The following is a 23740-nucleotide window of genomic DNA, read 5'->3' as shown; positions in this document are numbered from 1 at the left end:
GGACATCAACTTAAGAAAAGGAGACTTTCCGATATGTCTTTAACTACGGCTTCCATTACTTTTGTCGGAGCTGGCTCTATGGCCGAAGCGATCGTTCGCGGCCTCGCCCAGCAGCCCGACGGCGATGCGGCTCGCATCACCGTGCTGAACCGTCAGGATACGGCCCGCCTGCTCTCCCTTCAGGAGAGCTACGGCGTCAGCTACGCAGCGGATACAGCCGGCAAAAACAGCGCGATCGCCGACGCAGATATCGTCGTCGTCGCTTTCAAGCCGAAGGATGCGATCGAGGGCTTACGCTCCATCGCTTCGCTGTTAAAACCGTCCCAGCTTCTCGTATCCGTGATAGCCGGGCTCTCCATCGCTACTATCGAAACGATACTCGGCACTTCCGACCAGCCGATCGCGCGCACAATGCCTAACACATCGAGCTCCATCGGTCTCGGAGCCACCGGGATCAGCTTCTCTTCGTCGGTCACACCGGAGCAGCAGCAGCTGGCCATCGACATGTTCAAATCGACCGGTATCGTATCGGTCGTGGACGAGTCGAAGCTCGATATCGTAACCGGCGTGTCCGGCAGCGGCCCGGCTTACATCTATTATATGATGGAAGCGATGATCGAAGGCGGCATCCGGGGCGGTCTTTCCCCTGAAGCGGCGAAGGAGCTTACAGTACAGACCGTGCTGGGCGCCGCCCAAATGGTGCAGCTGACCGGCGAGAACCCTGCCGATCTGCGCCGCAAGGTCACCTCACCGAACGGCACGACACAAGCCGCGCTTGAAACGATGGACGCCCATCAGTTCTCCGAAGGTGTCACCAAAGCGGTGCTGCGCTCTGCGGAGCGCGCCGGCGAGCTGGGCGAAGCCATCAGCGCTCAAGCTTCGGCCGTAGAAACCAAGTAATTATTTAAATTAAAAGTAGGTGTCTTAACTTGACTAACGCATATTGTGTAGCGACATACCGCTGCTTTGACGAGAAAGCCGATTTTGCCAAAAAAGCTCAAGGTATCGCCGTAGGCTTAACGGTCGGCAGCTGGACCGATCTTCCTGAAGCCCGGAAGGCCGAGATGCAGCGCCACCTGGGCATTGTGATGGATGTGCAGGAGCATAATCCCGCGCCGGGAGCCCCTGCCTCCGAACGGTATGCCGATATCCAGATCGCCTATCCGGATGCCAACTTCAGCCGCGATATCCCTGCGCTGCTCGTCACGGTGTTCGGCAAGCTGTCGATGGACGGCCGCATCAAGCTGATTGACCTTTCCTTCTCCGATCAGTTCCTGGCCGGGTTTCCCGGACCGAAATTCGGTATTCAAGGCGTCCGCGAGCTGCTGGGCGTACACGACCGCCCGCTGTTGATGAGTATTTTCAAATCCGTCATCGGGCACGACCTGTCGACCCTGAGAGAGCAGTTTTATCTGCAGGCAGCAGGCGGCGTCGACCTTATCAAGGACGATGAGATTTTGTTCGAAAACCCGCTCACACCGATTGAGAAGCGTGTAGAAATCTGCATGCAGGCGGCTAAACAGGCCGGACAAGAAACCGGGCAAAAGCTGCTGTACGCAGTCAACCTGACCGGACCGACCTTCAGTCTGCTCGATCAGGCGCGCAAAGCGATCGATGCCGGCGCCAACGCGCTGCTGTTTAACGTGCTGTCCTACGGCTTCGATGTGCTGAGCGAGCTCAGCCGCCATCCGGACATCAACGTGCCGATTATGGCGCACCCGGCGCTTGCCGGCGCATTCTACCCATCGCCGCACCACGGCATCTCGGCCAACGTGCTGCTCGGCAAGCTGCTTCGTCTCGCCGGAGCCGATCTCTGCCTGTTCCCTTCGCCTTACGGCTCCGTGGTGATGCCGCGCGAGGAGAATATGGCCATCAAGGAAGTGCTGCTTACGGAAAACGCTGCCGATTACACCGTCAGCGTTGAACGGCTTGAAGCGGCCGGCGCACCGGTCAAAGCGTCAGAGCAGCCGGCTGCAAGCGAACTGCAGCTGAAAACGAGCTTCCCTGTCCCTTCCGCGGGCATTCATCCGGGGCTTGTCCCGCTCATTCTCCGCGATTTCGGCGGACAAGTCGTCGTTAACGCCGGCGGCGGTATTCACGGCCATCCGATGGGTACCATTGCGGGCGGACAAGCCTTCCGCCAAGCGATCGACGCCTGCCTCGCTGGCGAATCGCTGCGCAGCTATGCCGAAGGCCATCCGGAGCTGAAAGCGGCGATTGAAGCTTGGGGGATCAAGGAATGAGCCACAAGCGCCAGCAAATCATTTTTTGCGATTTTGACGGAACCATCACGGAAAACGACAATATCGTAGCGATCATGAAGCATTTTCAACCGCCGGGATGGGATATGCTGGTCGAGCAGGTGCTTTCCAAGCAGATCTCGATCCGCGAGGGTGTGGGGAAAATGTTCGCCCTCCTGCCCACCTCTCGCAAGCAGGAAGTGATTGACTATGCTATCGGCAATGTCAAGATCCGTGCCGGCTTTGCCGAATTGCTGGAATACTGTAAGCAGCAGCACATTCAGTTTCTGGTTACGAGCGGAGGCATCGATTTTTTCGTCTATTCGGTGCTTTCCGGCTTTCCGATTCCGAAAGAGCATGTTTACTGCAACGGCAGCGATTTCAGCGGATCGCATATCGAAATTTTGTGGCCGCATTCCTGCGACGATCATTGCGACACGCACGGCCGCTGCGGGATGTGCAAAACGACGATCATCCGCGGCTACGATAAGGAGCAGTACGAGCGCATCATGATCGGCGACAGCGTAACCGATTTTGAGGGGGCCAAGCTGGTGGACACGGTGTTCGCCCGCTCCCACCTGATCGACCTGTGCGAGGAATTGCACCTGCCTTATTACCCATTTCATGACTTTCACGATATCATTCAACGGTTAGAGGAGATGAATGCAAGGTGAGCAGTACTCTGCGTTTAGAGGAAAAGCAGCAGGCTTTTGCCGAGCTGCGCGAAATCAAGACCATTCTGGCTGCCCGCAATTGGTTCCCGGCGACAAGCGGCAATCTGTCCATTCGTGTCGGGGAATTCAACCCGGATCAGTTTACTTTCGCCATCACGGCTAGCGGGAAAGACAAGTCGGTGAATACCCCGTCCGATTTTTTGCTCGTAAATGAAAAAGGACAGCCGACCGATGAAACTAGTCTGAAACCGTCCGCGGAAACGCTGATTCACTGCGAAATTTACAAAGCCACAGGCTGCGGCGCTATTTTCCATGTTCATACCGTCTTCAACAATCTGGTCTCCGAGCTGTTCTGGGAGCGCAAATCGATTCCGGTGGACGGCGTCGAGCTGATTAAAGCGTTCAATATTTGGGATGAGGAAGCGCAGATCGAAATTCCGATTTTGCCGAACTATGCGGACATTCCGCGCATTGCAGAGCTGGTGCAAGGGGCGATCGTGCCTCGCGTGCCTGGCATTATGCTGCGCAAGCACGGTATTTATGCCTGGGGCGCCAACTCCTTCGAAGCGAAGCGCAACCTGGAAGCCTTCGAATATTTGTTCGAATATGTGTACCGGCTGGAGCTTTTGAAAAAATAACAGCCGCGCTTATAACGGTGAGCAGCGGTTCGAAGCCTTGGACAAGGCGTCTCGGACCGCCTTTTTGCTGTGCTCGGGGCGAGGGTCACAGCTGGATCGGAACGCAGTCTCCTTTCACTGCCGTCTGGAATCCTGGGCTGTATTAAAAGCAACAATCTTGGAGCAGACCCATCCGGTAGTCCGTGGGGGGGAGGGAATAGGTATGGGGTTCCAGCCGTTGTTGAAGTCGTGTTCCATTGGATTAGACAAGGTAGGGGGAACACGACTTCAAAGACGGCACGTAAACTTTCCACCCCATACCTATTCCCTCCTCTGATCTGCTACGAGTTCTCTTCTACTTTTTTTCAGCTAAATACTTCGAGGGTATTGCTAAACCGCATTTTGCATGGCATCAAGTCCCAGTCTCTCCACTTTTCGAAAAGTGGAACGGGCAGTGTGCGCAGTCAGTTTCAGATGCTACATGCTTCATTGCTTCATTCCCCGCTTGACCTGAATAAACATAAAAAGACGCTGCCAGTTCCACTGATATCGTGGTTTTGGCAGCGTCTTTGTACATCCTGTACGTTTAGTACGTCTTGCATCATTTAAGACTAGCCTTATCGGTGTCCCACTTATGGGACAGTCCTCTTTATTGAATGAATCATTCATCCGACCAGCCATTTATCAATCGTTTCATCCAGCAATCGTTTATCTATCCTATCGTTTTCTAGCTGTCGTATCTTCTAGCTGCTTTTGCTTATCGCTCTTATTTACCGTACTCGCTTGGATTCAAGCGCCAAGCTTTCAAAGCTTCCAGATCCGAAGCCTGGATGCTGCCCTGCTTCAAAGCAACGTCCACCAGGACGGAATAGTTCGTCAAGGTTTCAAAAGGAATGCCGGCGCCGCTGAAAGCTTCGACGGCTTTTTCGAATTGGTATGAGAAAATGCCGAGCACGCCAAGCGCCTGAGCGCCGGCATCATTGACAGCCAGTGCGACTTTCAGCGAGCTGCCGCCGGTGGAGATCAGGTCCTCGATGACCACCGTTTTTTGTCCGGGTTGAATGTATCCTTCGATCAGGTTCTCTTTGCCGTGTCCTTTGGCTTTATCACGCACATAGACCATCGGGAGGTTCAGCTTCTGCGCCACCCATGCCGCATGAGGGATGCCGCCTGTCGCCGCGCCTGCAATCACTTCGGCATCCGGGAAGTTTTCACGGATCAGGGCAACCAATCCGTCCGCGATCAATTCGCGCACTTCCGGATAAGAGATTGTGATGCGGTTATCGCAGTAAATCGGCGACTTCAGACCGGAAGTCCAGGTGAAAGGCTCGTTCGGGCGAAGCGCGACCGCCTGGATATTAAGCAGCGCCGCTGCTACTTGCTCCGCCAATTGCGGATTCGTCGAGATCGTTTTGGTAGACATGGATTTAGCTCCTTTTCTCGTTCAAAATAAGATCTATGTGTATTAAGCCTGCTGTACCGATGCTATGATGGCCTCCAGAGCCGCTCTAGGGTCCGCTGCGCCCGTGATCGGGCGTCCGATGACCACGTAATCGGTCCCTTGGGCAAACGCCTCAGGCGGCGTCATAACGCGCGACTGATCGCCCAGCGCCGCTCCCGCGGGCCGGATGCCCGGCGTCACGGTTACGAAGCCGCTGCCGCAGGCTTCTTTAATGCGGGTAACCTCCAGCGGGGAGGCTACGACGCCCTGCAGCCCGGCTGCTTGAGCGAACCGCGCATAGCGGATGACCGCGTCCTCGACCGTACCTGCGAGACCGATCTCTTCGTTCATCACGGTCTGGCTTGTGCTGGTCAGCTGTGTGACGGCAATGACGATCGGCTTGGCAGCTTCGGCCGCCGCTCCTGTGCAGGCCTTATCTACGCCTTCGAGCGCGTACTCCATCATTTGCTTGCCTCCGGCCGCATGCACGTTAAACATATCCACGCCGAGACGGGTCACGCTCTCCGAGCCGCCTTTGACCGTGTTCGGAATGTCGTGCATTTTCACATCCAGAAATACTTTGTAGCCCTGCTCCTTCAAGCTGAGCACGAATTGCGGTCCTGCGCTGTAAAACAGCTGCATGCCCACCTTCATATAGCATGGAATGCCCTTCAATGCTTCTACCAGCTGACGCGCTTCCGACGCCTCGGCGTAATCCAGCGCAACCATGATGCGCTCCGCTACCTGAGCTCCGTTGGTCATGAATCGTTCGCCTCCTTTTTCTAATAAGCGGCGCAAGCGCCTAATCAAGGGATTAGCACAGCTTCCCTGCTTGCTCTCGGGCTGCTGTGCTAATCGATTTTTGGCTATTAATTAAATGCAGGCATCGGTCTCGACTGGAAGTTGATGGCTTCAAGCATATGCCACAACGCTCTCACCGTATCGAGCGAGGTCATGCAGACAATACCGTTCTCAACCGCTTCACGGCGGATGCGGAAGCCGTCGCGCTCAGGCGTTTTGCCTTTGGTCAGCGTGTTCACGACGAAGTGCGCTTCCCCGTTGCGGATCAGGTCAAGAATGTTAGGCGAGCCTTCGCTCAGCTTGTTCACATGCGTCACGACAAGGCCTGCTTCTTCCAATGCTTTGGCCGTACCGCCCGTAGCGACGATTTTGTAACCGAGCTTATAGAAGCCGGTCAAAATTTCAATCGCTTCTTCTTTATCTTTATCCGCAACCGTTGCGATGATGGAGCCGGTTGGCGGGATTTTCATGCCTGAGCCGATCAGGCCTTTGTACAATGCTTTGGCGAAGTTCTCGTCACGCCCCATAACCTCACCGGTCGATTTCATCTCAGGTCCGAGCGTCGTATCTACGCGGCGCAGCTTGGCGAAGGAGAAGACCGGCACTTTCACCGATACATAGTTATCTTCAGGCCACAGCCCGGTTTCATAACCCATATCCGTCAGCTTCTCGCCCATGATGACGCGGGTAGCTACGTTAGCCATCGGAATTTTCGTTACTTTGCTCAAGAAAGGCACCGTTCTGGAAGAACGCGGGTTAACCTCGATCACGTACGCCTGATCCTGGAAGATAACGAACTGGATATTGACCAAGCCCACCACTTGAAGGCCGCGCGCGATTTTGGTCGTAATCTCGATAATCTGCTGCTTGATTTCCTCAGAGATCGTTTGCGGCGGATAGACCGCGATCGAGTCGCCGGAGTGAACCCCTGCTCTCTCGATGTGCTCCATGATGCCCGGAATCAATACCGTTTCCTTATCGCAGATCGCATCAACTTCCACTTCTTTACCCAGCATATAACGGTCGATCAGAACCGGGTGCTCCGGATTGATTTTCACCGCATATTCCATATAGCTGAGCAGCTCTTCGTCGGAATACACGATTTCCATCGCGCGTCCGCCCAGTACGTACGAAGGACGCACCAGCACCGGATAGCCGAAGTTGGCCGCCATGCCTACAGCCTGGTCTACGGAGGTTACCGTGCCGCCCGGAGGCTGTGCGATATCCAGGCCGCGAAGCAGGGCTTCGAACTTTTTGCGGTCTTCCGCCGCATCGATATTTTCCAGATCGGTACCCAAGATACGAACACCCGCTTTTGCCAAAGGCGCAGCCAGGTTGATCGCCGTCTGACCGCCGAATTGAACGATAACGCCGATCGGCTTCTCGCGCTCAATAACGTTCATTACGTCCTCGAAGAACAGCGGCTCGAAGTACAGTCTGTCCGACGTATTGAAGTCCGTCGAAACCGTCTCCGGATTGTTGTTGATAATGACCGCTTCGTAGCCTGCCGCTTGAATGGCCCATACCGCGTGAACCGTAGAGTAGTCGAACTCAATCCCTTGACCGATACGGATCGGACCGGAGCCCAGAACGACAACCTTTTGCTTCGAAGTTTCCTTCACTTCATCTTCCTGCTCGTAAGTCGAGTAGTAGTATGGCGTCGTCGCCTCGAACTCGGCTGCGCACGTATCTACCATTTTGTATACCGGCTTCAGGTTCAGGCTGATCCGGTAAGCGCGGATGTCCGCTTCGTTCGTGAAGTTCAAGCCTTTGTTCGCGTTGCTGCGGATCTCGGCGATCGCGCCGTTCCGTGAAGCCTTTGCGCTTCGCTTGGTACAGCAGCTCCTCGGTCAATTCAGGCTGCTTCAGCTCTTCCTCGAATTGAATCATGCCTTCCAGCTTGTGCAGGAACCACCAGTCGACCTTTGTCAGGTCTTGGATTTGCTGCAAAGTGTAGCCGCGGCGGAAAGCCTCCGCGATCAGGAACATCCGCTCGTCGTCCGGCTTCGCCAGACGTGTTTCCAGCGTTTCTTGATCCAGCAGATCCGTTTCTTTCAAGAACAGGCGGTGTACGCCGATCTCCAGAGAGCGGATCGCTTTATGAATCGATTCCTCGAAGGTACGGCCGATGGCCATTACTTCGCCCGTTGCTTTCATCTGCGTGCCCAGCTTGCGGTTCGCAGCGGTAAATTTATCGAACGGCCAGCGCGGAATTTTCGATACGATGTAATCCAGCGTCGGCTCGAAGCATGCATAGGTTTGGCCCGTAACCGGGTTGATGATTTCGTCCAGCGTGTAGCCGATCGCGATTTTGGCGGCCATCTTGGCAATCGGATAACCGGTTGCTTTGGAGGCGAGCGCCGAGGAACGGCTTACGCGAGGGTTTACCTCGATCACATAGTACTGGAAGCTGAATGGATCCAGCGCGAACTGAACGTTACATCCGCCCTCGATGTTCAGGGCGCGAATGATTTTGAGCGATGCGGAACGCAGCATTTGATACTCGCGGTCCGACAGCGTTTGGCTCGGTGCGACGACGATACTGTCGCCCGTATGTACGCCAACCGGGTCAAAGTTCTCCATGTTACACACGACGATACAGTTGTCGTTCGCATCGCGCATAACCTCGTATTCGACTTCTTTCATACCGGCGATGCTTTTCTCGATCAAGCATTGGCCGATCGGGCTGTAACGGATACCGGAAGCTACCGTCTCCAGCAGCTCTTCTTCGTTGGCGCAAATCCCGCCGCCTGTGCCGCCCAAAGTGTAAGCCGGACGCACGATGATCGGATAGCCGATTTCGTTCGCGAAATCAACGGCTTCCTTCACGGTCGTTACAATCGTGCTGTCCGGTACCGGCTGCTCCAGCTCTCTCATCAGATCGCGGAACAAATCGCGGTCCTCGGCCTTCTCAATCGCTGTCAGCTGCGTACCGAGCAGCTTTACATTTTCGCGCTCCAGCACGCCTGCACGCGCCAGCTCTACCGCCATGTTCAAGCCGGTTTGGCCGCCCAATGTAGGCAGCAGTCCGTCAGGACGCTCCTGGCGAATGATTTGCGTTACGAATTCCAGCGTAATCGGCTCGATATATACTTTATCGGCCATGTTCGTATCCGTCATGATGGTGGCCGGGTTGCTGTTGATCAGCACAACCTCCATGCCTTCTTCTTTCAAAGCTTGACAAGCTTGCGTACCCGCGTAATCGAACTCAGCCGCCTGACCGATAACGATCGGGCCGGAGCCGATAACTAATATTTTTTTGAGGCTGTTATTTTTTGGCATAGTGAAGTTCTCCCTTCGATGCGTCAGCCGCACCGGTTTGACCGGCTAGCTTGGAAGCGGCGGATAGCTGAGCTTGTTTCGGAAGCTGCGGGTTATCCTGCTTAAACTTGCGGATGGATTCGATAAAATCGTCGAACAAATAGCTCGAGTCAAAAGGCCCTGGCGCGGCTTCCGGATGGTACTGCACCGAGAATGCCGGATATTTCTTGTGGCGAAGACCTTCAACGGTTTTATCGTTGTTGTTGATATGCGTAACTTCCAGCTCCGTATTGGCGATGGAATCTTCTTTTACGGTGTAGCCATGGTTCTGCGATGTAATGTAGCAGCGGTTGCTGATCAAGTCCTTGACCGGGTGGTTGCCTCCGCGGTGTCCGAAAGGCAGCTTCTCCGTGTCGGCGCCGCAAGCGAGCGCAAGCAGCTGGTGACCGAGGCAGATGCCGAAGATCGGGAATTCGCCGAGCAGCTCGGAAATCATTTTGGCCGCATGCGGCACATCCTTCGGATCCCCAGGGCCGTTGGACAGCATGATGCCGTCTGGAGCCAGGCGGCGGATTTGCTCTGCCGTCGTATCTTGAGGAACGACCACTACGTTACAGCCGCGTTTGGTCAGATCGTGCAGAATACCGCTCTTGGAGCCGAAATCGACCAGCACGATACGCTCTTTCGTTCCCGGCACGCTGAAGACGCTCTTGGTCGACACGCGGGATACTTGATCGGTCATAAGCGGCTTCGATTTCAATTGCTCCAGCAGCTCGGCCACTGGCTTATTGGAAGTCGTCAGCAAGCCCTTCATAACGCCGTGATGACGAATACGGCGCGTCAGCATACGAGTATCGATTTCGCTGATCCCGATAATGCCGTATTCCTTCAACAGGCTGTCGAGCGAATATTCCGCTCTCCAGTTGCTCGGCACTTCTTCCAGACGGCGTACGACGAAGCCGTGAATGAACGGACGCACCGATTCAAAGTCGTCGCGCGTAATCCCGTAGTTTCCGATCAGCGGATACGTCATCGTAACGATTTGTCCGCAGTACGAAGGATCGGACAGTACCTCCTGATAGCCTGTAATCCCTGTATTAAAAACGACCTCACCCGTCGATTCGCCTTCACTACCGAATGCTTTACCGGTAAACAATGTACCGTCTTCCAACAACAATCTTGCCTGCATCGATTTCAACTCCTTATCAGTTAACTTCCCCTTGTATGTCCAGCCCATCTACCGCAAGCTTTAAGCTTCCGTCCACACAACCTTGCCGCCCACGATCGTCGTGGTTGGCCATCCCTTCAAGCTCCAGCCGGTAAACGGCGTGTTCTTGCCTTTAGATAAAAATTCATCCGGATTGACCGGTTTTTCTTTCTCCAGATCGATGATCGTAATATCCGCTTCCTTGCCCGCTTCCAGCTTCCCGTAAGGCAGGCCGAACACTTGAGCAGGCAGCGAAGTCATTTTGTCCACAAGGAACTGCAGCGTCCATTGGCCTGTCGCTACGAACTTCGTGTAGAGCAGCGGGAACGCGGTCTCGAAGCCGGTGATGCCGAATGGAGCCAGGTCCACGCCGCGCGCTTTCTCTTCAGCACTGTGAGGCGCATGATCCGTAACGATAATGTCGATCGTGCCGTCCAGCAGCCCTTCGATGCATGCCTGCACGTCTCTCGGCGTGCGCAGCGGCGGGTTCATTTTCCAGTTTGCATCCATGCCCGGAATATCCTCATCGGACAAGATCAAATGGTGCGGACACACCTCGGCGGTCACTTTGATGCCGAACTGCTTCGCGTGGCGGATCAGGCGTACCGACTGCTCCGTGCTCACGTGGCATACGTGGTAGTGTACGCCTGTCGCTTCAGCCAGCAGGCAGTCGCGGCCGACGTGAATCGCTTCGGATTCGTTCGGGATCGCCTTCAAGCCGTGCTTCCTGGAGAACTCGCCTTCGCTTACCCAAGCGCCTTCCACCAAAGTGTTATCCTCGCAGTGCGCGATCACCGGCAGACCGATCGATGCGGCCTTCGCCATCGCATCTTTCATCATTTGCGCGCTTTGCACGCCTACGCCGTCATCCGTAAAGCCGATAACTCCGGCTTCCTTCAGCGCTTCAAAATCGGTCAGCTCGCGGCCGAGCTCGTTCTTCGTAATGCAGCCGTATGGCAGGACGCGGACGACGCCTTCCGTCTCAGCCTTGTCCAACACATACTTCACCGTATCCACGGTGTCGATCACCGGCCGCGTATTCGGCATGCAGGCGATTGTTGTAAAACCGCCGCGCGCAGCAGAGCGCGTTCCGCTTGCGATCGTTTCCTTATGCTCGAAGCCCGGCTCGCGCAGATGCACGTGCATATCGATCAGCCCGGGCGTTACCAGCTTTCCTTCCGCGTCGATGACGGTATGTCCCGCCGTATCCGGCCGCGCCTCGACGATTTGCTCGATCGTCCGGCCTTCCACTAAAATATGTCGTTTCGCCAGCTCGTTACCTTCGGCAACCACCTGAGCGTTAAGTATCCAGATTCCCATGATAACCTCCTGCAATCCTTATTTAAGAACAGCCTGCCGCACCGTTTGCCGGCTTAGCTCAATGCCCGCTCGATCACGGCCATCCGAATCGGCACGCCGTGGCTCATTTGCGTAAAAATCTTCGACCGTTCGCATTCCACCAGCTCGTCGTCAATCTCCACATCGCGGTTGACCGGCGCGGGGTGCATGATAATCGCATGCGGAGCCATGCGGCCCGCCCGATCGGCGGTTAAGCCGTAAGCTTCGCGGTAATCCTCCTGGGACTTGAACAGCCCGCCTTCGTGACGCTCCAGCTGCACCCTCAGCATCATCACAACGTCGGCCTGGATGGCCTCCTCCATCGGGATGTAAGGCGCATGTGCCGCCAGCTCCGGCGCCTGCATCGTTTCCGGCGCGCAGAAGCTGACCTTGGCGCCGACCGCTTGCAGCGCCCATAGGTTCGAACGCGCCACGCGGCTATGTAAGATGTCGCCGATGATCGCTACGTTCAGCCCTTTCAGCTCGCCGAAATGCTTGCGCATCGTATACAGATCGAGCAGCGCCTGCGTCGGATGCTCGTTGTTGCCGTCGCCTGCGTTGATGAGCGGCACGCGGATCTTTTGGGCCAGCTCCTCCAGCAAGCCGTTCGGCTTCATCCGGATAACGCCCGCGTCGATCCCCATCGACTCCAGCGTTTTTACCGTATCGTAAATCGACTCGCCCTTGGCCACGCTCGAGGCGGCAGCGGCAAAGTTCAGCACTTCCGCTCCCAGACGCTTCTCGGCAACCTCGAACGAGAATCGCGTTCTCGTGCTGTTCTCAAAAAACATATTGGCCACAAACCGGCCATTCAGATGATTGGACAGCTTTACGGGGTATTGTTCCCAATATGCCGCCCGATCAAGTATCGACGTAATTTCCTGCGCGCTCATCCCTTTGGTGCCTAACAAATGCTTCTCCGATGCCGCCTTCAATGTTGTTGTCATCCGTGGTGCCTCCTTTGTTGGGTTATGACGACTTGGTCCACTCCATCTACTTCGCTCAGCAAAACCTCAATATTTTCAAGCCGGGAGGTCGGAATGTTTTTGCCCACATAGTCGGGCCGGATCGGAAGCTCGCGGTGTCCGCGGTCCACCAGCACGCCCAGCTGAATCATCTGCGGACGGCCCAGGTCCATCAAGGCATCCATCGCGGCTCGGACCGTTCTGCCGGTATACAGTACATCATCGAATAAAATCAGCTTTTTATTATGAATGTCCATGGCCGGCGATCCTTCGTCGCTTGCATGCTCCAGGCTGCCGGAACGGTCGTCCCGGTAGCGGGTGACGTCGATCTCGCCGATCGGCACGGGTACATTTTCAATTTCCATAATGCGCTCGGCAATGCGTCGGGCTAGATAAATGCCCCGCGTACGCACGCCGATCAGCATGCAATTCTCGAAGCCTTTGTTTCTCTCCAGAATTTCGTGTGCAATCCGGGTTAACGCACGGCGCATACCCGTTTCATCCATCAGCACATGCTCGTGCTCTTTGTTCATTTCCTGCACCAAGGTCTTCGACCTCCTGCTCCTGTAATGGGATAAAACAACCCCCACAAAGTGGGGCATATGCTTCGAAGCGGAATCAGGTACTTTGCGGGGACCCCGAAAACATATAAATTCTATCATGCAAAAAAACCTTGCCGTTAGGCAAGGTTCGTGGACACACAGAGAGAATCGGATGTTCAGATAGAGCTGAGCCTATGACAATAGACTCCGGCCTCCTATAAGATCCGTTCTTTCCATTCGTTCACCTTGCCAGCCTCACGGGACTGATTTTAAAGGTGCTATTCAGTTACGAGTATTATCCCACGTTCGACAGCCGATGTCAATAGGAGTGTCGAGAGCTGTCGCTTCCGACATTGCTAGAACATGGCTTTTATGCTATAAAGAGAAAGAATGGTTTCGTGATGTCCGGCAGAAACGAGACACGCGCAATTTTACATAAGGAGTTGGATAAACGCATGTTGGAAATGAATACAGAAGAAGTTATTGCTTTTATTAAAAACAGCACCAAGAAAACCCCGGTGAAAGTATATGTGAAAGGCGACCTGGAATCGATCGATTTCGGGACAAGCATTCAATCCTTTATTTCCGGCAAAAGCGGCGTATTGTTCGGTGAATGGACCGACGTCAAGAGCATCCTGGATGCCAACCAAGCGAAAATCGAAGATTACGTGGTGGAAAATGACCGCCGCAACTCCGCTATCCCTACATTGGATTTGAAAAACATCAACGCCCGCATCGAGCCGGGCGCGATCATCCGCGATAAAGTGGCTATCGGCGACAATGCCATCATCATGATGGGCGCTTCGATCAACATCGGCGCATCCATCGGCGCAGGCACGATGATCGATATGAACGTCGTTATCGGCGGCCGTGCCAAAATCGGCGCGATGTGCCATATCGGCGCAGGTTCCGTCGTTGCAGGCGTAATCGAGCCTCCTTCCGCTCAACCGGTCGTTATCGAAGACGACGTGCTTGTCGGCGCGAATGCCGTTATCCTCGAAGGCGTACGCATCGGTAAAGGCTCCGTTGTAGCCGCTGGCGCAGTAGTAGTAGCTGACGTTCCGGAGAACACAGTTGTTGCCGGCGCTCCTGCCCGCGTCATCAAAACCGTAGACGCCAAAACGAAATCCAAAACAGAAATTTTACAAGACCTGCGCACCCTGTAAGGTGATGTGCTCAAGGGGGCTCGGCGGATTGTCGCCGGGCCTTTTCTTTTGCAGGCTCAGCCATGGTTATGCGGCGCAAGCTTTTAATTATATAAGGAGGATTCTCACCTATGACGGCATCCACAACCCCAACCGGCAAAGGAACGGCCCCGGGCCGGTTCGTTACGATCCGCAGAGCGCTTCACCAAATTCCCGAGCCCGGCTTTGCCGAATTCAAAACGCAGCAGTTTTTGCTGGACTATATTCAAGCCCTTCCTCAAGAACGGATTGAAATCCGCACCTGGCGGACGGGCATCCTCGTCAATGTGAAAGGAACCGCCCCTACCCGCCGTTTCGGCTATCGCGCCGACATGGACGGGTTGCCTATCTCCGAGGATACGAGCTATGACTTCCGCTCGACCCATCCCGGGTATATGCACGCCTGCGGACACGATGTTCATATGTCCATCGGTCTCGGTGTGCTGACTCATTTCGTCGAGCAGCCGATCAAGGATAATATCACCTTTATTTTCCAGCCCGCAGAGGAAGGGCCCGGCGGGGCCAAGCCGATGCTTGAAGCAGAGGAGCTGCAGGATTGGATGCCGGATCAGATCGTCGCGCTTCATATCGCCCCCGAATACCCTGTCGGCACCATCGCGACCAAGCCGGGCATTTTGTTCGCCAACACTTCGGAGCTGTTCATCGACCTGACCGGCAAAGGCGGCCATGCGGCGTTTCCTCATTTGGCTAACGATATGGTCGTTGCCGCCTGCCAGCTCGTATCCCAGCTGCAGACCGTCATTTCCCGCAACGTCAATCCGCTCGATTCCGCGGTGATCACCGTGGGCAAGATTGAGGGCGGCACCAAGCAAAACATCATTGCCGAAAAGGCCCGGCTGGAAGGCACGATCCGCACGCTGTCCGCCGAAACGATGGCGCTCGTCAAATCAAGGATCGAGTCGCTCACGGCCGGCATCGAAGCAGGCTTCGACTGCAAAGTGGATATCGATTATGGAGCCAATTATCGTCAAGTATTCAATCACGCGGAAACGACGCGCGAATTTATGAGCTGGCTTGAAGAGAGCGGTAAAGCGAAGCTGTTCGAATGTACGGAAGCGATGACCGGCGAGGATTTCGGCTACTTCCTGGAGAAAATCACGGGCTTCATGTTCTGGCTCGGCGTGGACACCCCCTACGGGCTGCATCATGCCAAAATTGAGCCGGACGAGCAGGCTATCGATTTGGCGATCGACGTGATCAGCAGCTACCTGGAGTGGAAATCCGCCAACTAAAAATGCAGCAGCCCTACGGCTGAACCTTTCAGGCTCTTACCTGTCTTACGGGACAGGCAAGAGCTTTTCTTTTTTACTCAACGCAAAAAAGCCCCTACTCTCTAGGAGGCCACTGAAAAAGTCATCGCTACGAGTACGGAACATTCTTCCGATCGCTGTTGTCCCTGGATTTCTTTGATTATCTTCCGCTTGTAGCGGTTGAAATCCAAGGACAAAGGCGAACGCTTTCGCTTCTACAGAACGATTCCGTGCTCTCCGCTAGTTTTTCAGTGGCCTCCTCTCTAGTGGGGCCGATCAAAAAAATCATCGCTGGACGAGCACGGCTCATTCTTTCATCGCTGTTGTCCCGGATGTTTTGACTGGATCCCGCTGTGAGCGGTTCAAATCCGGGACAAGGCGAGCGCTTGGCGCTTCTATAAGAATGCATCCGCACCTTCCGCTAGTTTTTTCAGCGGCCTCCCAGTGAGGGAGGAGCTTTTCTTGGATTAAGGTTGGATCGGTTAAATAAGAATAAGTGCCGAAAGGCTAAACTACAGCTTGCTGACGAAAGCTCCGAGGCGGTCCATCGCTTTCTCCAGCACTTCCATGCTGTACGCATAAGAAATGCGGATATAGCCCTCGCCGTAAATCGAGAAAGCGTCGCCGGGCACGACTGCGACCTTTTGTTCCTCCAGCAGCTTCATCGTGAAATCCATCGATGAGAGCTTAAAGCGTTCGATCGATGGGAACAAATAAAACGCCCCCTCCGGCTTGTCGAGCTCAAAGCCCATCTGTACCAGCCGGTCATAAACATAATCTCTTCGCGCCACATAGGCCTCTTTCATCGGCAGCGCGTCGTCCACTCCGTTCGTCAACGCTTCCAGCGCAGCATATTGGCTGATCGAGCTGGCGCAGGTGATATTATATTGATGCACCTTCACCATATGCTGTGAAATGGCTTCAGGCGCGAACGTAAAGCCGATCCTCCATCCGGTCATCGAATGGGATTTGGACAGGCCGTTGATGACGATCGTTTTGTCGCGCATGCCGCCCATCGTTGCAATCGAAGTATGCGGCTGACCGTAAATCAGCTCGCTGTAAATTTCATCGGAGATAACGAAGATCGATTTGTCCGCAAGCAGTGCGGCGATATCGGCCTGCTCCTGCGGGCTCAGCACTCTTCCTGTCGGATTGGACGGATAGCATAAAATAATACAGCGCGTTTTCTCCGTAATATGGGGCGCAAGCAGGTCGGCGGTCAGCTTAAAGCCGTTCTGCCGCGTGTCCACGTAGACAGGCTCCCCGCCGCAGAGACGGACCAGCGGCTCGTAGCCCGGATAAATCGGGCCCGGCAGAATGACCTCGGAGCCCGCTTCCAGGATCGTCCTCAGCGTAATATCCAACGCCTGGCTCGCTCCCGCAGTCACAATCACTTCCGTCTCCGGACGGTACGAAAGCCCGTATTTTCCCGAGACGAAAGCCGCGGCGGCCTGGCGAAGCTCCAGCATCCCCGGGTTCGGAGTGTACGTTGTTTTATGTGCGTCAATCGCGGCCTTCCCCGCATCCATAATGTGCTGCGGTGTCGGAAAGTCCGGCTGGCCGATCGTCAAGGTCAAAGCATCCTTGTAGGTGCTGACCAGATTGGAAATTTTCCGGATACCCGAAATTTGAATGTCTCTTACTTTGGGATTGACCAAATGTTCCATCATCCATCCGTCCCGTCCTTATCGATTTTTTAACACATGCAGCAGCTTGGTCATATCCTCCGGCAGCTCCGCTTCGAACTGCAAATGCTCTCCGGTCCGCGGATGGACGAAGCCAAGCACGGCTGCATGCAGAGCCTGCCCTTCCATCGCGATATCTCTGCTGCGCGAAGGCCCGTAAGCCGGATCGCCTACCAGCGGATGCCCGATAAATTTCATATGCACCCGAATCTGGTGCGTGCGTCCGGTTTCCAGCTTCAGCTCCATCAACGTGTAGTCGCCGAACCGCTCCAGCACGACAAAATGCGTTACCGCATGCTTGCTGTTGCTCTCGGTAACGGTATACAGCTTCCGATCCTTCGGGTCACGGCCGATCGGAGCGTCGATCGTCCCATGCTCATGCGCTACGTTTCCATGCACCACGGCGATATACTTGCGGTTTACGCTGTGCTCCTTCAATTGAGCGGCAAGCGAAACGTGAGCCAGATCGTTTTTGGCTGCCATTAGCAAACCTGACGTATCCTTATCGATTCGATGCACAATCCCCGGACGCATGACGCCATTAATCCCTGACAAGTCATGACAGTGATACAATAAAGCGTTCACCAAGGTGCCGCTGTAGTGGCCCGGGGCCGGATGCACGACTAATCCTCTAGGTTTATTGACGACGATGACGTCCGAGTCTTCGTAGACTACATTCAATGGGATAGCTTCCGGTGCCAAATCCAGCTCTTCCGGCTCCGGGATCGTCAGCTGAAGGCGGTCTCCTTCGGCCAGCTTGTAATTTGGCTTTACTTGTCCCCCGTTGACCGTCAGGTGACCTTCCTTGATCCACTGCTGAACCTGCGTACGGGAAACGTCTTCCTCCAAGGAGTCGGTAATAAATTTATCGATCCGCTCACCGCGGTCTTCCGCCTCAGCCGTCCATTCTCTGAAGTTGTCCATGCCTTCCTGCTCTGTAGCCGACATCACGATTACGCGTCCCTCTTTTCTTTTCTCCAGCTAATAAATGAATCGATAAATATTAATGCAACCCCGATACAAATGGCCGAGTCGGCCAAATTAAAGATGGCGAACGTGTAATCCACCGGCGTACCGAAGAAATTGAACTGAAAGCGGAACTGCAGAAAGTCGACCACTTCGCCGAACAGCGCCCGGTCGATAAAGTTTCCAATGGCGCCCCCAAGCAGCAAGCTCAATGCAAACGGGAGCAGCTTACGCCCTTCTTTTACGGTCTTTTGCAGATACCATATAACAGCTGCGGCCACAGCTAGAGTAATAATAATGAAGAACCACCGCTGGTTCTGTAAAATGCCGAATGCCGCTCCCCGGTTGCGATGGGAAGTAATTTGAAAAAACTCCCCGATCACCGATCTGGACTCTCCAAGCAAAAGCCGATTGACAATCAGCCACTTGGAAGCCTGATCCAAGAGCAGCACGATTAACGCATAGATGTAATATATCAAGGTTTCATCTCCTTATTCGCTTCCTGTGGTACAAGGATTTTCCTAGCTAAAAAACACGGCAACCGTAAAAAATAGGTGCATAGCGATTTTACAAGGAGGTGTCTTCCATGCCTAATATCCCGCAAAACGCCATTACCCCCGAGCAGCTCGGTTATCTGAAAAGCAAGCTGCAGGAAGAACAGCAGTGGCTTCAGCAAAAGCTGGAGGATGACGACGATCATATGGGCTTGGACGATTCATTACGAGTTCAGACCGGAGAGCTGTCGGCATACGACAACCATCCGGCCGATCTCGGAACGGAAATGTTCGAGCGAAGCAAAGATATTGCACTAAATGAAAATAGAGAGCGGCATTTGATTGACGTCAATGAGGCTCTGCAGCGAATGGATAGCGGCGGATACGGCCGTTGCGTTACTTGCGGCGCTTCCATCTCTTTCGAGCGTTTAGAAGCGATCCCTACCACTCTTTACTGCATTGAGCACGTGCCGGACCCGCATGCTTCCGAGCGCCGGCCCGTTGAAGAGCAGCTGCTCGCGCCACCATTCGGAAGATCGAGTCTCGACGAGAAAAACAACCAAACCGAATTCGACGGCGAGGACGCCTGGCAAATCGTAGAAAGCTGGGGCACATCCAATACTCCGGCGATGGCGGAAAATCCGAACGTGTCCAGCGATTACGACGACATGGAAATCGAAGCGGATGAGCATGTCGGCTATGTCGAATCGTTTGAAAGCTTTCTTGCTACCGATATGTACGGACAGCACGTGACCGTTGTCCGGAACAAGGCTTACCGCGATTACATGAACAGCGGCGAAGGCGAAGGCTTGCTCGAAAACGATGAATCCTACTATGACGGCGACGCCTACAGCTAATAGCCCCGGCCTTCCAGCTGATACTGCACGTGCTTCACAATCTCGGCAATATAGTCGCCAATGATAGGCAGGTTTAAAGCTCCAAGCATTTTCAGGAAATAAAGAATCGTCGTGGCGAACACCGTAAATCCGATCGCGATGCCGACGCCTCTTGAGATTCCCGCCAAAATATTAGTCCAGATTAATCTTCGAGGGCTGTTGAGCAGTTGAACGTAATCGGCAATTTGGGTTTTCTCCATTTGATTGGCGACATGGATTAACTGCTTATTGATTTTGGCTAAAAGCTCTTTATCCGAACCGGACAAAGGGTCCCGATCAACCATCCGTCATCCCCTCCGATTTTGGATCTGATACGATATGCATCCCGGCGAGGCCGTTCGGCCTGCCGGGATGCTTTATTTTATTCTGCCGAGCTGGGTTCCATTAAACTAAAGCATTCTGCTTGATAACTTGGGCGCAGCGTTTGCAGAGCGTCGGATGATCGTGATCATGCCCAACCTCCGGCGTCACGATCCAGCAGCGTTCGCATTTCTCCCCTTCCGCCACTTGCACGCGAATCGATAAGCCTTTGCTGGCATGAGTCCCTTCCGGAGCCTGCGTTCCCGGTTCGTGCACCACCACACCGGATACGATAAACAGCTGATCCAATGCCTCGAATTCCTGAAGCAGCTCATAAGCCGGAGCATCCGGGTATAAGTGGACGGCGGCCCCCAGCGAATTGCCGATAATTTTCGTCTTGCGCGCTTCTTCCAATGCTTTCAGCACATCGTCACGCAAAGCGATAAACTGCTCCCATTTCAGCTCCATGCTGACATCGAATAAAGAAGCGTCTACCTGCGGAAGCTCGCTCAGCTGTACGCTCTCCAAGGCCGCACCTGGAATATACTTCCACACTTCGTCCGTAGTGTGAGGCAGCACAGGGGCAATCAATTTAGTTATTGCCGTCAGCGCGTCATATAATACCGTCTGGGCCGCTTTACGTCCCGGATCGCTCGGGGAGCTCGCATAGAGTCGGTCTTTAATAATGTCCAGATAGAATGCGCTCATCTCCACCGCGCAGAAATGATGCACCGTTTGATATACGACGTGGAACTCGTATGCATCGTAAGCTTTGACGACCCGCTCCAGCATCCGGTTCAGACGAATCATCGCGAAGCGGTCGAGTTCGTTCATCTCCTCAACAGCCACCCGTTACGTCTCCGGATTGAAATCGGACAGGTTGCCGAGCAGGAAGCGCAGCGTATTACGGATTTTACGGTATACCTCCGTAATCTGGCTCAGAATGTTATCGGAGATTCGGACATCCTGCTGGTAGTCTACCGAGGACACCCACAGCCGCAAAATATCGGCTCCGAGCTTATCGCATACCTGGTTCGGATCGACGGTGTTGCCCAACGATTTGGACATTTTCCGCCCTTCGCCATCCAGCGTAAAGCCGTGGCTTAAAATCCCTTTGTAAGGCGACTGCCCCTTGACCGCAACCCCTGTAATCAGAGAGGAATTGTACCATCCGCGGTATTGGTCGGAACCTTCCAGGTACAGGTCCGCGGGCCACTGCAGCTCTTCGCGCGTTTCCAGAACCGCCACGTGGCTGGAGCCGGAGTCGAACCAAACGTCCATAATATCCGTTTCCTTACGGAAATGATCATGTCCGCATTTCGGGCACACGGTTCCTGCCGGAAGCAGCTCGCTTTCCTCCTTCTGGAACCAGGCGTTGGAGCCTTCCTGCTCGAAAATTTGAGCCACATGCTCGATCGTCTCGTTGTTCACGACCGGCTCGTTACAGCTGCGGCAGTAAAAGATCGGAATCGGCACGCCCCATACCCGTTGACGGGAAATGCACCAGTCTCCGCGGTCGGCGATCATGTTGTGCAGACGGATCTCGCCCCAGTTCGGCGTCCAGTTAATCCGCTTGATTTCATCCAGCATTTCCTGGCGGAATTTATCCACCGATGCGAACCACTGCTCAGTCGCCCGGAAAATAACCGGCTTTTTCGTACGCCAGTCATGCGGGTATTGATGCTGAATCGTCGCCGCATGCAGCAGGTGTCCGGACTCCTTCAGCATCTCCACGATCTGTTTGCCGCCTTTTTCGTAGAACATGCCTTCAAAGCCGGGCGCTTCGGCCGTAAAATGGCCTTGATCGTCCACAGGGCACAGCACGCCGAGATTATAGCGCTGGCCGATGACAAAGTCGTCTTCCCCGTGGCCGGGAGCCGTATGAACGCAGCCGGTACCGGCATCCAGCGTGACATGCTCTCCTACCATAACAAGGGAGGTGCGGTCATAGAACGGATGCTGACAGAGCACGCCTTCGAGCTCGCTGCCTTTGATTTGCGACAGCACCTGGACGTCGGCTCAGCCGATTTCTTTAGCCGCCGCGTCCAGCAATCCGTGGGCAAGCACATACTTTTTGCCGTTGGCTTGTACGACGGCATAGTCGAAATCAGGGTGCAAGCTGATGCCGAGGTTGGCAGGCAGCGTCCATGGCGTCGTCGTCCAGATGACGATTGCCGCATCCTCAGGAAGCTTTCCTTTTCCGTCCTTCACTTGAAACGCGACATAGATGGAAGTCGATTGCTTATCGTGATATTCGATTTCCGCTTCAGCCAAAGCGCTCTCCGAAGACGGAGACCAGTAAACAGGCTTCAGACCTTTATAGATGTACCCTTTATTGACCATCTCGCCGAATACGCGAATTTGCTGGGCTTCATACTTCGGCTGCAGCGTGATATACGGATTCGCCCAGTCGCCGCGGATGCCGAGACGCTGGAACTGTTTCTTCTGCCTCTCTACCCATTGCAGCGCATACTCCTTGCAGTATTCGCGGAATTCGGAGACGCTCATTTTTTTGCGGTCCACTTTCCCGCCGTTGGCAATAGCCTGCTCGATAGGCAGACCGTGCGTATCCCATCCGGGCACGTACGGAGCGTCAAAGCCCTGCATCGTTTTGAAGCGGACGATAATGTCCTTCAAAATTTTGTTCATCGCATGCCCGATATGAATATCTCCGTTAGCGTACGGAAGTCCGTCATGCAAAATAAATTTCGGCTTGCCTTTGCGGCTCTCCTGTACTTTCTTGTAAATGTCCATTTCGTTCCAGCGGTCTTGCATTTTCGGCTCCGCTTGCGGCAGATTTCCGCGCATCGGGAATTCCGTCTGCAGCAGGTTTAACGTTTTTCCATAATCCATTGTGATTCCAGCTCCTTCAATATTCAACAGGTTAACCCCGCTCCTCAGGATAAGCGCAAGGGGTTTGCTAAAAACGCTCAAGCACAACAAAAAAACCTCTCATCCCCAATAGGGACGAGAAGTCTCGCGGTACCACCCTGATTAAGACCAACGGCATGAATTCAAGCAGCGCCCTTCGACGTTGCTCCTTCCAAGCCGGCATCCAGCCTTCGCTCAAATGATCGGTAACGGGATCAGCCGATGCTCTTTACTATTAGTTCAAGAGATGCTCATGGGTGATTTTCCTTCACTGCACAGATCGGGCTTTCACCGGCCCCCGACTCGCTTGGCAGATGCGTACGTGAATTACTCTTCCCAGTCAACGCTTTCCTCATCATGATTGCCTCTTAGGAGGCTGCATATACAGGAGTATAGCGAAAATGGCGTGCGGCGTCAACACGAGACACGCCTTAAGTCCTTAAGCAGGTCTTACGGCTGTTCGATTTCCATTCGTTCGAGAGAACTCCAGTCTTCTTTGCTGAGCAGCTCCAGCTGAGCTTCAAGCAGCGTGCGAAAACGGGTCCGGTAAATGGAAGCTTGCTTCTTCAATTCTTCGATTTCCACTGCGATCTTACGGGATTTGGCCAAGGATTCATTGATGATCCGGTCTGCGTTCTTCTCCGCTTCCTTAAGGATCAACTGCGCTTCCTTCTTGGAGTTCGATTTGACTTCATCCGCTGCTTCCTGGGCCACGATGATCGTTTTGCTCAGAGTCTCCTCGATATTGGAAAAATGATCTAGGCGCTCCTGGATCGCCAGCAGTTGATTCTGCAAATCCTTATTCTCGCGAATGAGCGCTTCATAATCCTTAATGACCAGATCCAGAAACTCGTTGACTTCATCCTCGTCATAGCCGCGGAACGAGCGGCCAAACTCTTTGTTATGTATGTCCAACGGTGTTAAAGCCATTGCGGCACCTCCTGAAAGTTGGGGCAGACTGTCATCAATTCTGTCCGATGCGTATAG

The 23740-nt window shown here is 54.3% G+C and carries 18 protein-coding genes, 2 pseudogenes and 1 other annotated feature; of the genes and pseudogenes, 7 read left to right on the top strand and 13 right to left on the bottom strand.

The window, feature by feature from the left end:
- Positions 1-33: 33 nt before the first annotated feature.
- From proC to mtnB, 4 genes are read left to right on the top strand one after another with little or no spacing between them, the layout of a single operon-like run.
- Positions 34-900 carry a pyrroline-5-carboxylate reductase gene (gene proC / locus ACHHV8_RS09655; RefSeq protein WP_395158080.1) on the top strand — a complete coding sequence of 289 codons (867 nt, stop codon included), beginning with the start codon at positions 34-36 and terminating at the stop codon, positions 898-900.
- A 29-nt stretch (positions 901-929) separates the two neighbouring features.
- Positions 930-2243: a 2,3-diketo-5-methylthiopentyl-1-phosphate enolase gene (locus tag ACHHV8_RS09650; protein ID WP_395158079.1), complete on the top strand. Its 1314-nt coding sequence runs from the start codon at positions 930-932 to the stop codon at positions 2241-2243.
- Positions 2240-2914 (top strand): 2-hydroxy-3-keto-5-methylthiopentenyl-1-phosphate phosphatase, encoded by a 675-nt coding sequence (locus ACHHV8_RS09645; protein WP_395158078.1) that lies wholly within the window; start codon positions 2240-2242, stop codon positions 2912-2914. Before ACHHV8_RS09650 ends, ACHHV8_RS09645 begins: the two co-directional genes overlap by 4 nt.
- Complete coding sequence (mtnB, locus tag ACHHV8_RS09640) at positions 2911-3552, top strand: methylthioribulose 1-phosphate dehydratase (RefSeq protein WP_395158077.1); 642 nt, start codon at positions 2911-2913, stop codon at positions 3550-3552. Before ACHHV8_RS09645 ends, mtnB begins: the two co-directional genes overlap by 4 nt.
- 745 nt (positions 3553-4297) lie before the next feature.
- On the opposite strand, the gene pyrE is transcribed toward mtnB, so the two are convergent.
- The 7 genes and pseudogenes from pyrE to pyrR form a co-directional block, all read right to left on the bottom strand.
- Positions 4298-4954 (bottom strand): orotate phosphoribosyltransferase, encoded by a 657-nt coding sequence (pyrE, locus tag ACHHV8_RS09635; RefSeq protein WP_395158076.1) that lies wholly within the window; start codon positions 4952-4954, stop codon positions 4298-4300.
- Between the two features lie 42 nt (positions 4955-4996).
- Entirely contained in the window at positions 4997-5734 is a 738-nt protein-coding gene (gene pyrF, locus ACHHV8_RS09630; protein WP_395158075.1) for an orotidine-5'-phosphate decarboxylase, read from the bottom strand.
- A gap of 107 nt (positions 5735-5841) precedes the next feature.
- Positions 5842-9055, bottom strand: a pseudogene (carB, locus tag ACHHV8_RS09625) (carbamoyl-phosphate synthase large subunit).
- The gene (locus ACHHV8_RS09620) at positions 9042-10223 is read right to left on the bottom strand and encodes a carbamoyl phosphate synthase small subunit (RefSeq protein ID WP_395158074.1); all 1182 of its coding nucleotides are present in this window, start codon (positions 10221-10223) and stop codon (positions 9042-9044) included. Before ACHHV8_RS09620 ends, carB begins: the two are co-directional and overlap by 14 nt.
- A 60-nt stretch (positions 10224-10283) precedes the next feature.
- Positions 10284-11561 carry a dihydroorotase gene (locus tag ACHHV8_RS09615; protein WP_395158073.1) on the bottom strand — a complete coding sequence of 426 codons (1278 nt, stop codon included), beginning with the start codon at positions 11559-11561 and terminating at the stop codon, positions 10284-10286.
- A 53-nt stretch (positions 11562-11614) separates the two neighbouring features.
- Positions 11615-12526, bottom strand: coding sequence for an aspartate carbamoyltransferase catalytic subunit (locus ACHHV8_RS09610; protein WP_395158072.1), 912 nt, complete (start codon positions 12524-12526; stop codon positions 11615-11617).
- Positions 12523-13077 (bottom strand): bifunctional pyr operon transcriptional regulator/uracil phosphoribosyltransferase PyrR, encoded by a 555-nt coding sequence (pyrR, locus tag ACHHV8_RS09605; RefSeq protein ID WP_395163464.1) that lies wholly within the window; start codon positions 13075-13077, stop codon positions 12523-12525. The genes ACHHV8_RS09610 and pyrR overlap by 4 nt, the downstream gene beginning before the upstream one ends.
- 464 nt (positions 13078-13541) lie before the next feature.
- Here pyrR and dapD point away from each other — a divergent pair, with 464 nt between their 5' ends.
- The gene (dapD, locus tag ACHHV8_RS09600) at positions 13542-14252 is read left to right on the top strand and encodes a 2,3,4,5-tetrahydropyridine-2,6-dicarboxylate N-acetyltransferase (RefSeq protein WP_395158071.1); all 711 of its coding nucleotides are present in this window, start codon (positions 13542-13544) and stop codon (positions 14250-14252) included.
- Positions 14253-14362: 110 nt separating this feature from the next.
- Positions 14363-15523 carry an N-acetyldiaminopimelate deacetylase gene (locus tag ACHHV8_RS09595; protein WP_395158070.1) on the top strand — a complete coding sequence of 387 codons (1161 nt, stop codon included), beginning with the start codon at positions 14363-14365 and terminating at the stop codon, positions 15521-15523.
- A gap of 530 nt (positions 15524-16053) precedes the next feature.
- Here the strand turns inward: ACHHV8_RS09595 and ACHHV8_RS09590 are convergent.
- The 3 genes from ACHHV8_RS09590 to lspA are packed head-to-tail and all read right to left on the bottom strand — an operon-like array spanning position 16054 to position 18671.
- Positions 16054-17208: an aminotransferase A gene (locus ACHHV8_RS09590; RefSeq protein ID WP_395163463.1), complete on the bottom strand. Its 1155-nt coding sequence runs from the start codon at positions 17206-17208 to the stop codon at positions 16054-16056.
- A gap of 18 nt (positions 17209-17226) precedes the next feature.
- Positions 17227-18174 (bottom strand): RluA family pseudouridine synthase, encoded by a 948-nt coding sequence (locus ACHHV8_RS09585; protein ID WP_395163462.1) that lies wholly within the window; start codon positions 18172-18174, stop codon positions 17227-17229.
- Positions 18175-18179: 5 nt separating this feature from the next.
- Complete coding sequence (gene lspA / locus ACHHV8_RS09580; RefSeq protein ID WP_395158069.1) at positions 18180-18671, bottom strand: signal peptidase II; 492 nt, start codon at positions 18669-18671, stop codon at positions 18180-18182.
- Positions 18672-18778: 107 nt separating this feature from the next.
- Here lspA and ACHHV8_RS09575 point away from each other — a divergent pair, with 107 nt between their 5' ends.
- Positions 18779-19543: a TraR/DksA C4-type zinc finger protein gene (locus ACHHV8_RS09575; protein WP_395158068.1), complete on the top strand. Its 765-nt coding sequence runs from the start codon at positions 18779-18781 to the stop codon at positions 19541-19543.
- On the opposite strand, the gene ACHHV8_RS09570 is transcribed toward ACHHV8_RS09575, so the two are convergent.
- The 3 genes and pseudogenes from ACHHV8_RS09570 to ACHHV8_RS09560 form a co-directional block, all read right to left on the bottom strand.
- Positions 19540-19866, bottom strand: a complete 327-nt coding sequence (locus ACHHV8_RS09570) for a DUF5665 domain-containing protein (RefSeq protein WP_395158067.1) — start codon at positions 19864-19866, stop codon at positions 19540-19542. The two genes, ACHHV8_RS09575 and ACHHV8_RS09570, sit on opposite strands and share 4 nt — an antisense overlap.
- A gap of 100 nt (positions 19867-19966) precedes the next feature.
- Positions 19967-22735, bottom strand: a pseudogene (gene ileS, locus ACHHV8_RS09565) (isoleucine--tRNA ligase).
- A 107-nt stretch (positions 22736-22842) separates the two neighbouring features.
- Positions 22843-23106, bottom strand: a binding site (T-box leader).
- A gap of 97 nt (positions 23107-23203) precedes the next feature.
- Complete coding sequence (locus ACHHV8_RS09560) at positions 23204-23683, bottom strand: DivIVA domain-containing protein (protein WP_395158066.1); 480 nt, start codon at positions 23681-23683, stop codon at positions 23204-23206.
- Positions 23684-23740 lie beyond the last annotated feature (57 nt).

It is taken from the genome of Paenibacillus sp. TAB_01 (genome assembly GCF_043945595.1).
In the GTDB taxonomy this organism is placed as follows: Bacteria; Bacillota; Bacilli; order Paenibacillales; family NBRC-103111; genus Paenibacillus_S.
This window is presented reverse-complemented; position numbering and strand designations above follow the sequence as displayed.

What these genes read in the sequence shown, in the direction of transcription:
- dapD (WP_395158071.1), top strand. Translation starts at nt 13,542, where the DNA reads ATGTTGGAAATGAATACAGAAGAAGTTATTGCTTTTATTAAAAACAGC.
- pyrR (WP_395163464.1), bottom strand. Translation starts at nt 13,077, where the DNA reads ATGAACAAAGAGCACGAGCATGTGCTGATGGATGAAACGGGTATGCGC.
- ACHHV8_RS09590 (WP_395163463.1), bottom strand. Translation starts at nt 17,208, where the DNA reads ATGGAACATTTGGTCAATCCCAAAGTAAGAGACATTCAAATTTCGGGT.
- pyrE (WP_395158076.1), bottom strand. Translation starts at nt 4,954, where the DNA reads ATGTCTACCAAAACGATCTCGACGAATCCGCAATTGGCGGAGCAAGTA.
- ACHHV8_RS09570 (WP_395158067.1), bottom strand. Translation starts at nt 19,866, where the DNA reads ATGGTTGATCGGGACCCTTTGTCCGGTTCGGATAAAGAGCTTTTAGCC.
- ACHHV8_RS09575 (WP_395158068.1), top strand. Translation starts at nt 18,779, where the DNA reads ATGCCTAATATCCCGCAAAACGCCATTACCCCCGAGCAGCTCGGTTAT.
- ACHHV8_RS09615 (WP_395158073.1), bottom strand. Translation starts at nt 11,561, where the DNA reads ATGGGAATCTGGATACTTAACGCTCAGGTGGTTGCCGAAGGTAACGAG.
- ACHHV8_RS09595 (WP_395158070.1), top strand. Translation starts at nt 14,363, where the DNA reads ATGACGGCATCCACAACCCCAACCGGCAAAGGAACGGCCCCGGGCCGG.
- ACHHV8_RS09585 (WP_395163462.1), bottom strand. Translation starts at nt 18,174, where the DNA reads ATGTCGGCTACAGAGCAGGAAGGCATGGACAACTTCAGAGAATGGACG.
- ACHHV8_RS09620 (WP_395158074.1), bottom strand. Translation starts at nt 10,223, where the DNA reads ATGCAGGCAAGATTGTTGTTGGAAGACGGTACATTGTTTACCGGTAAA.
- proC (WP_395158080.1), top strand. Translation starts at nt 34, where the DNA reads ATGTCTTTAACTACGGCTTCCATTACTTTTGTCGGAGCTGGCTCTATG.
- pyrF (WP_395158075.1), bottom strand. Translation starts at nt 5,734, where the DNA reads ATGACCAACGGAGCTCAGGTAGCGGAGCGCATCATGGTTGCGCTGGAT.
- ACHHV8_RS09560 (WP_395158066.1), bottom strand. Translation starts at nt 23,683, where the DNA reads ATGGCTTTAACACCGTTGGACATACATAACAAAGAGTTTGGCCGCTCG.
- ACHHV8_RS09610 (WP_395158072.1), bottom strand. Translation starts at nt 12,526, where the DNA reads ATGACAACAACATTGAAGGCGGCATCGGAGAAGCATTTGTTAGGCACC.
- ACHHV8_RS09645 (WP_395158078.1), top strand. Translation starts at nt 2,240, where the DNA reads ATGAGCCACAAGCGCCAGCAAATCATTTTTTGCGATTTTGACGGAACC.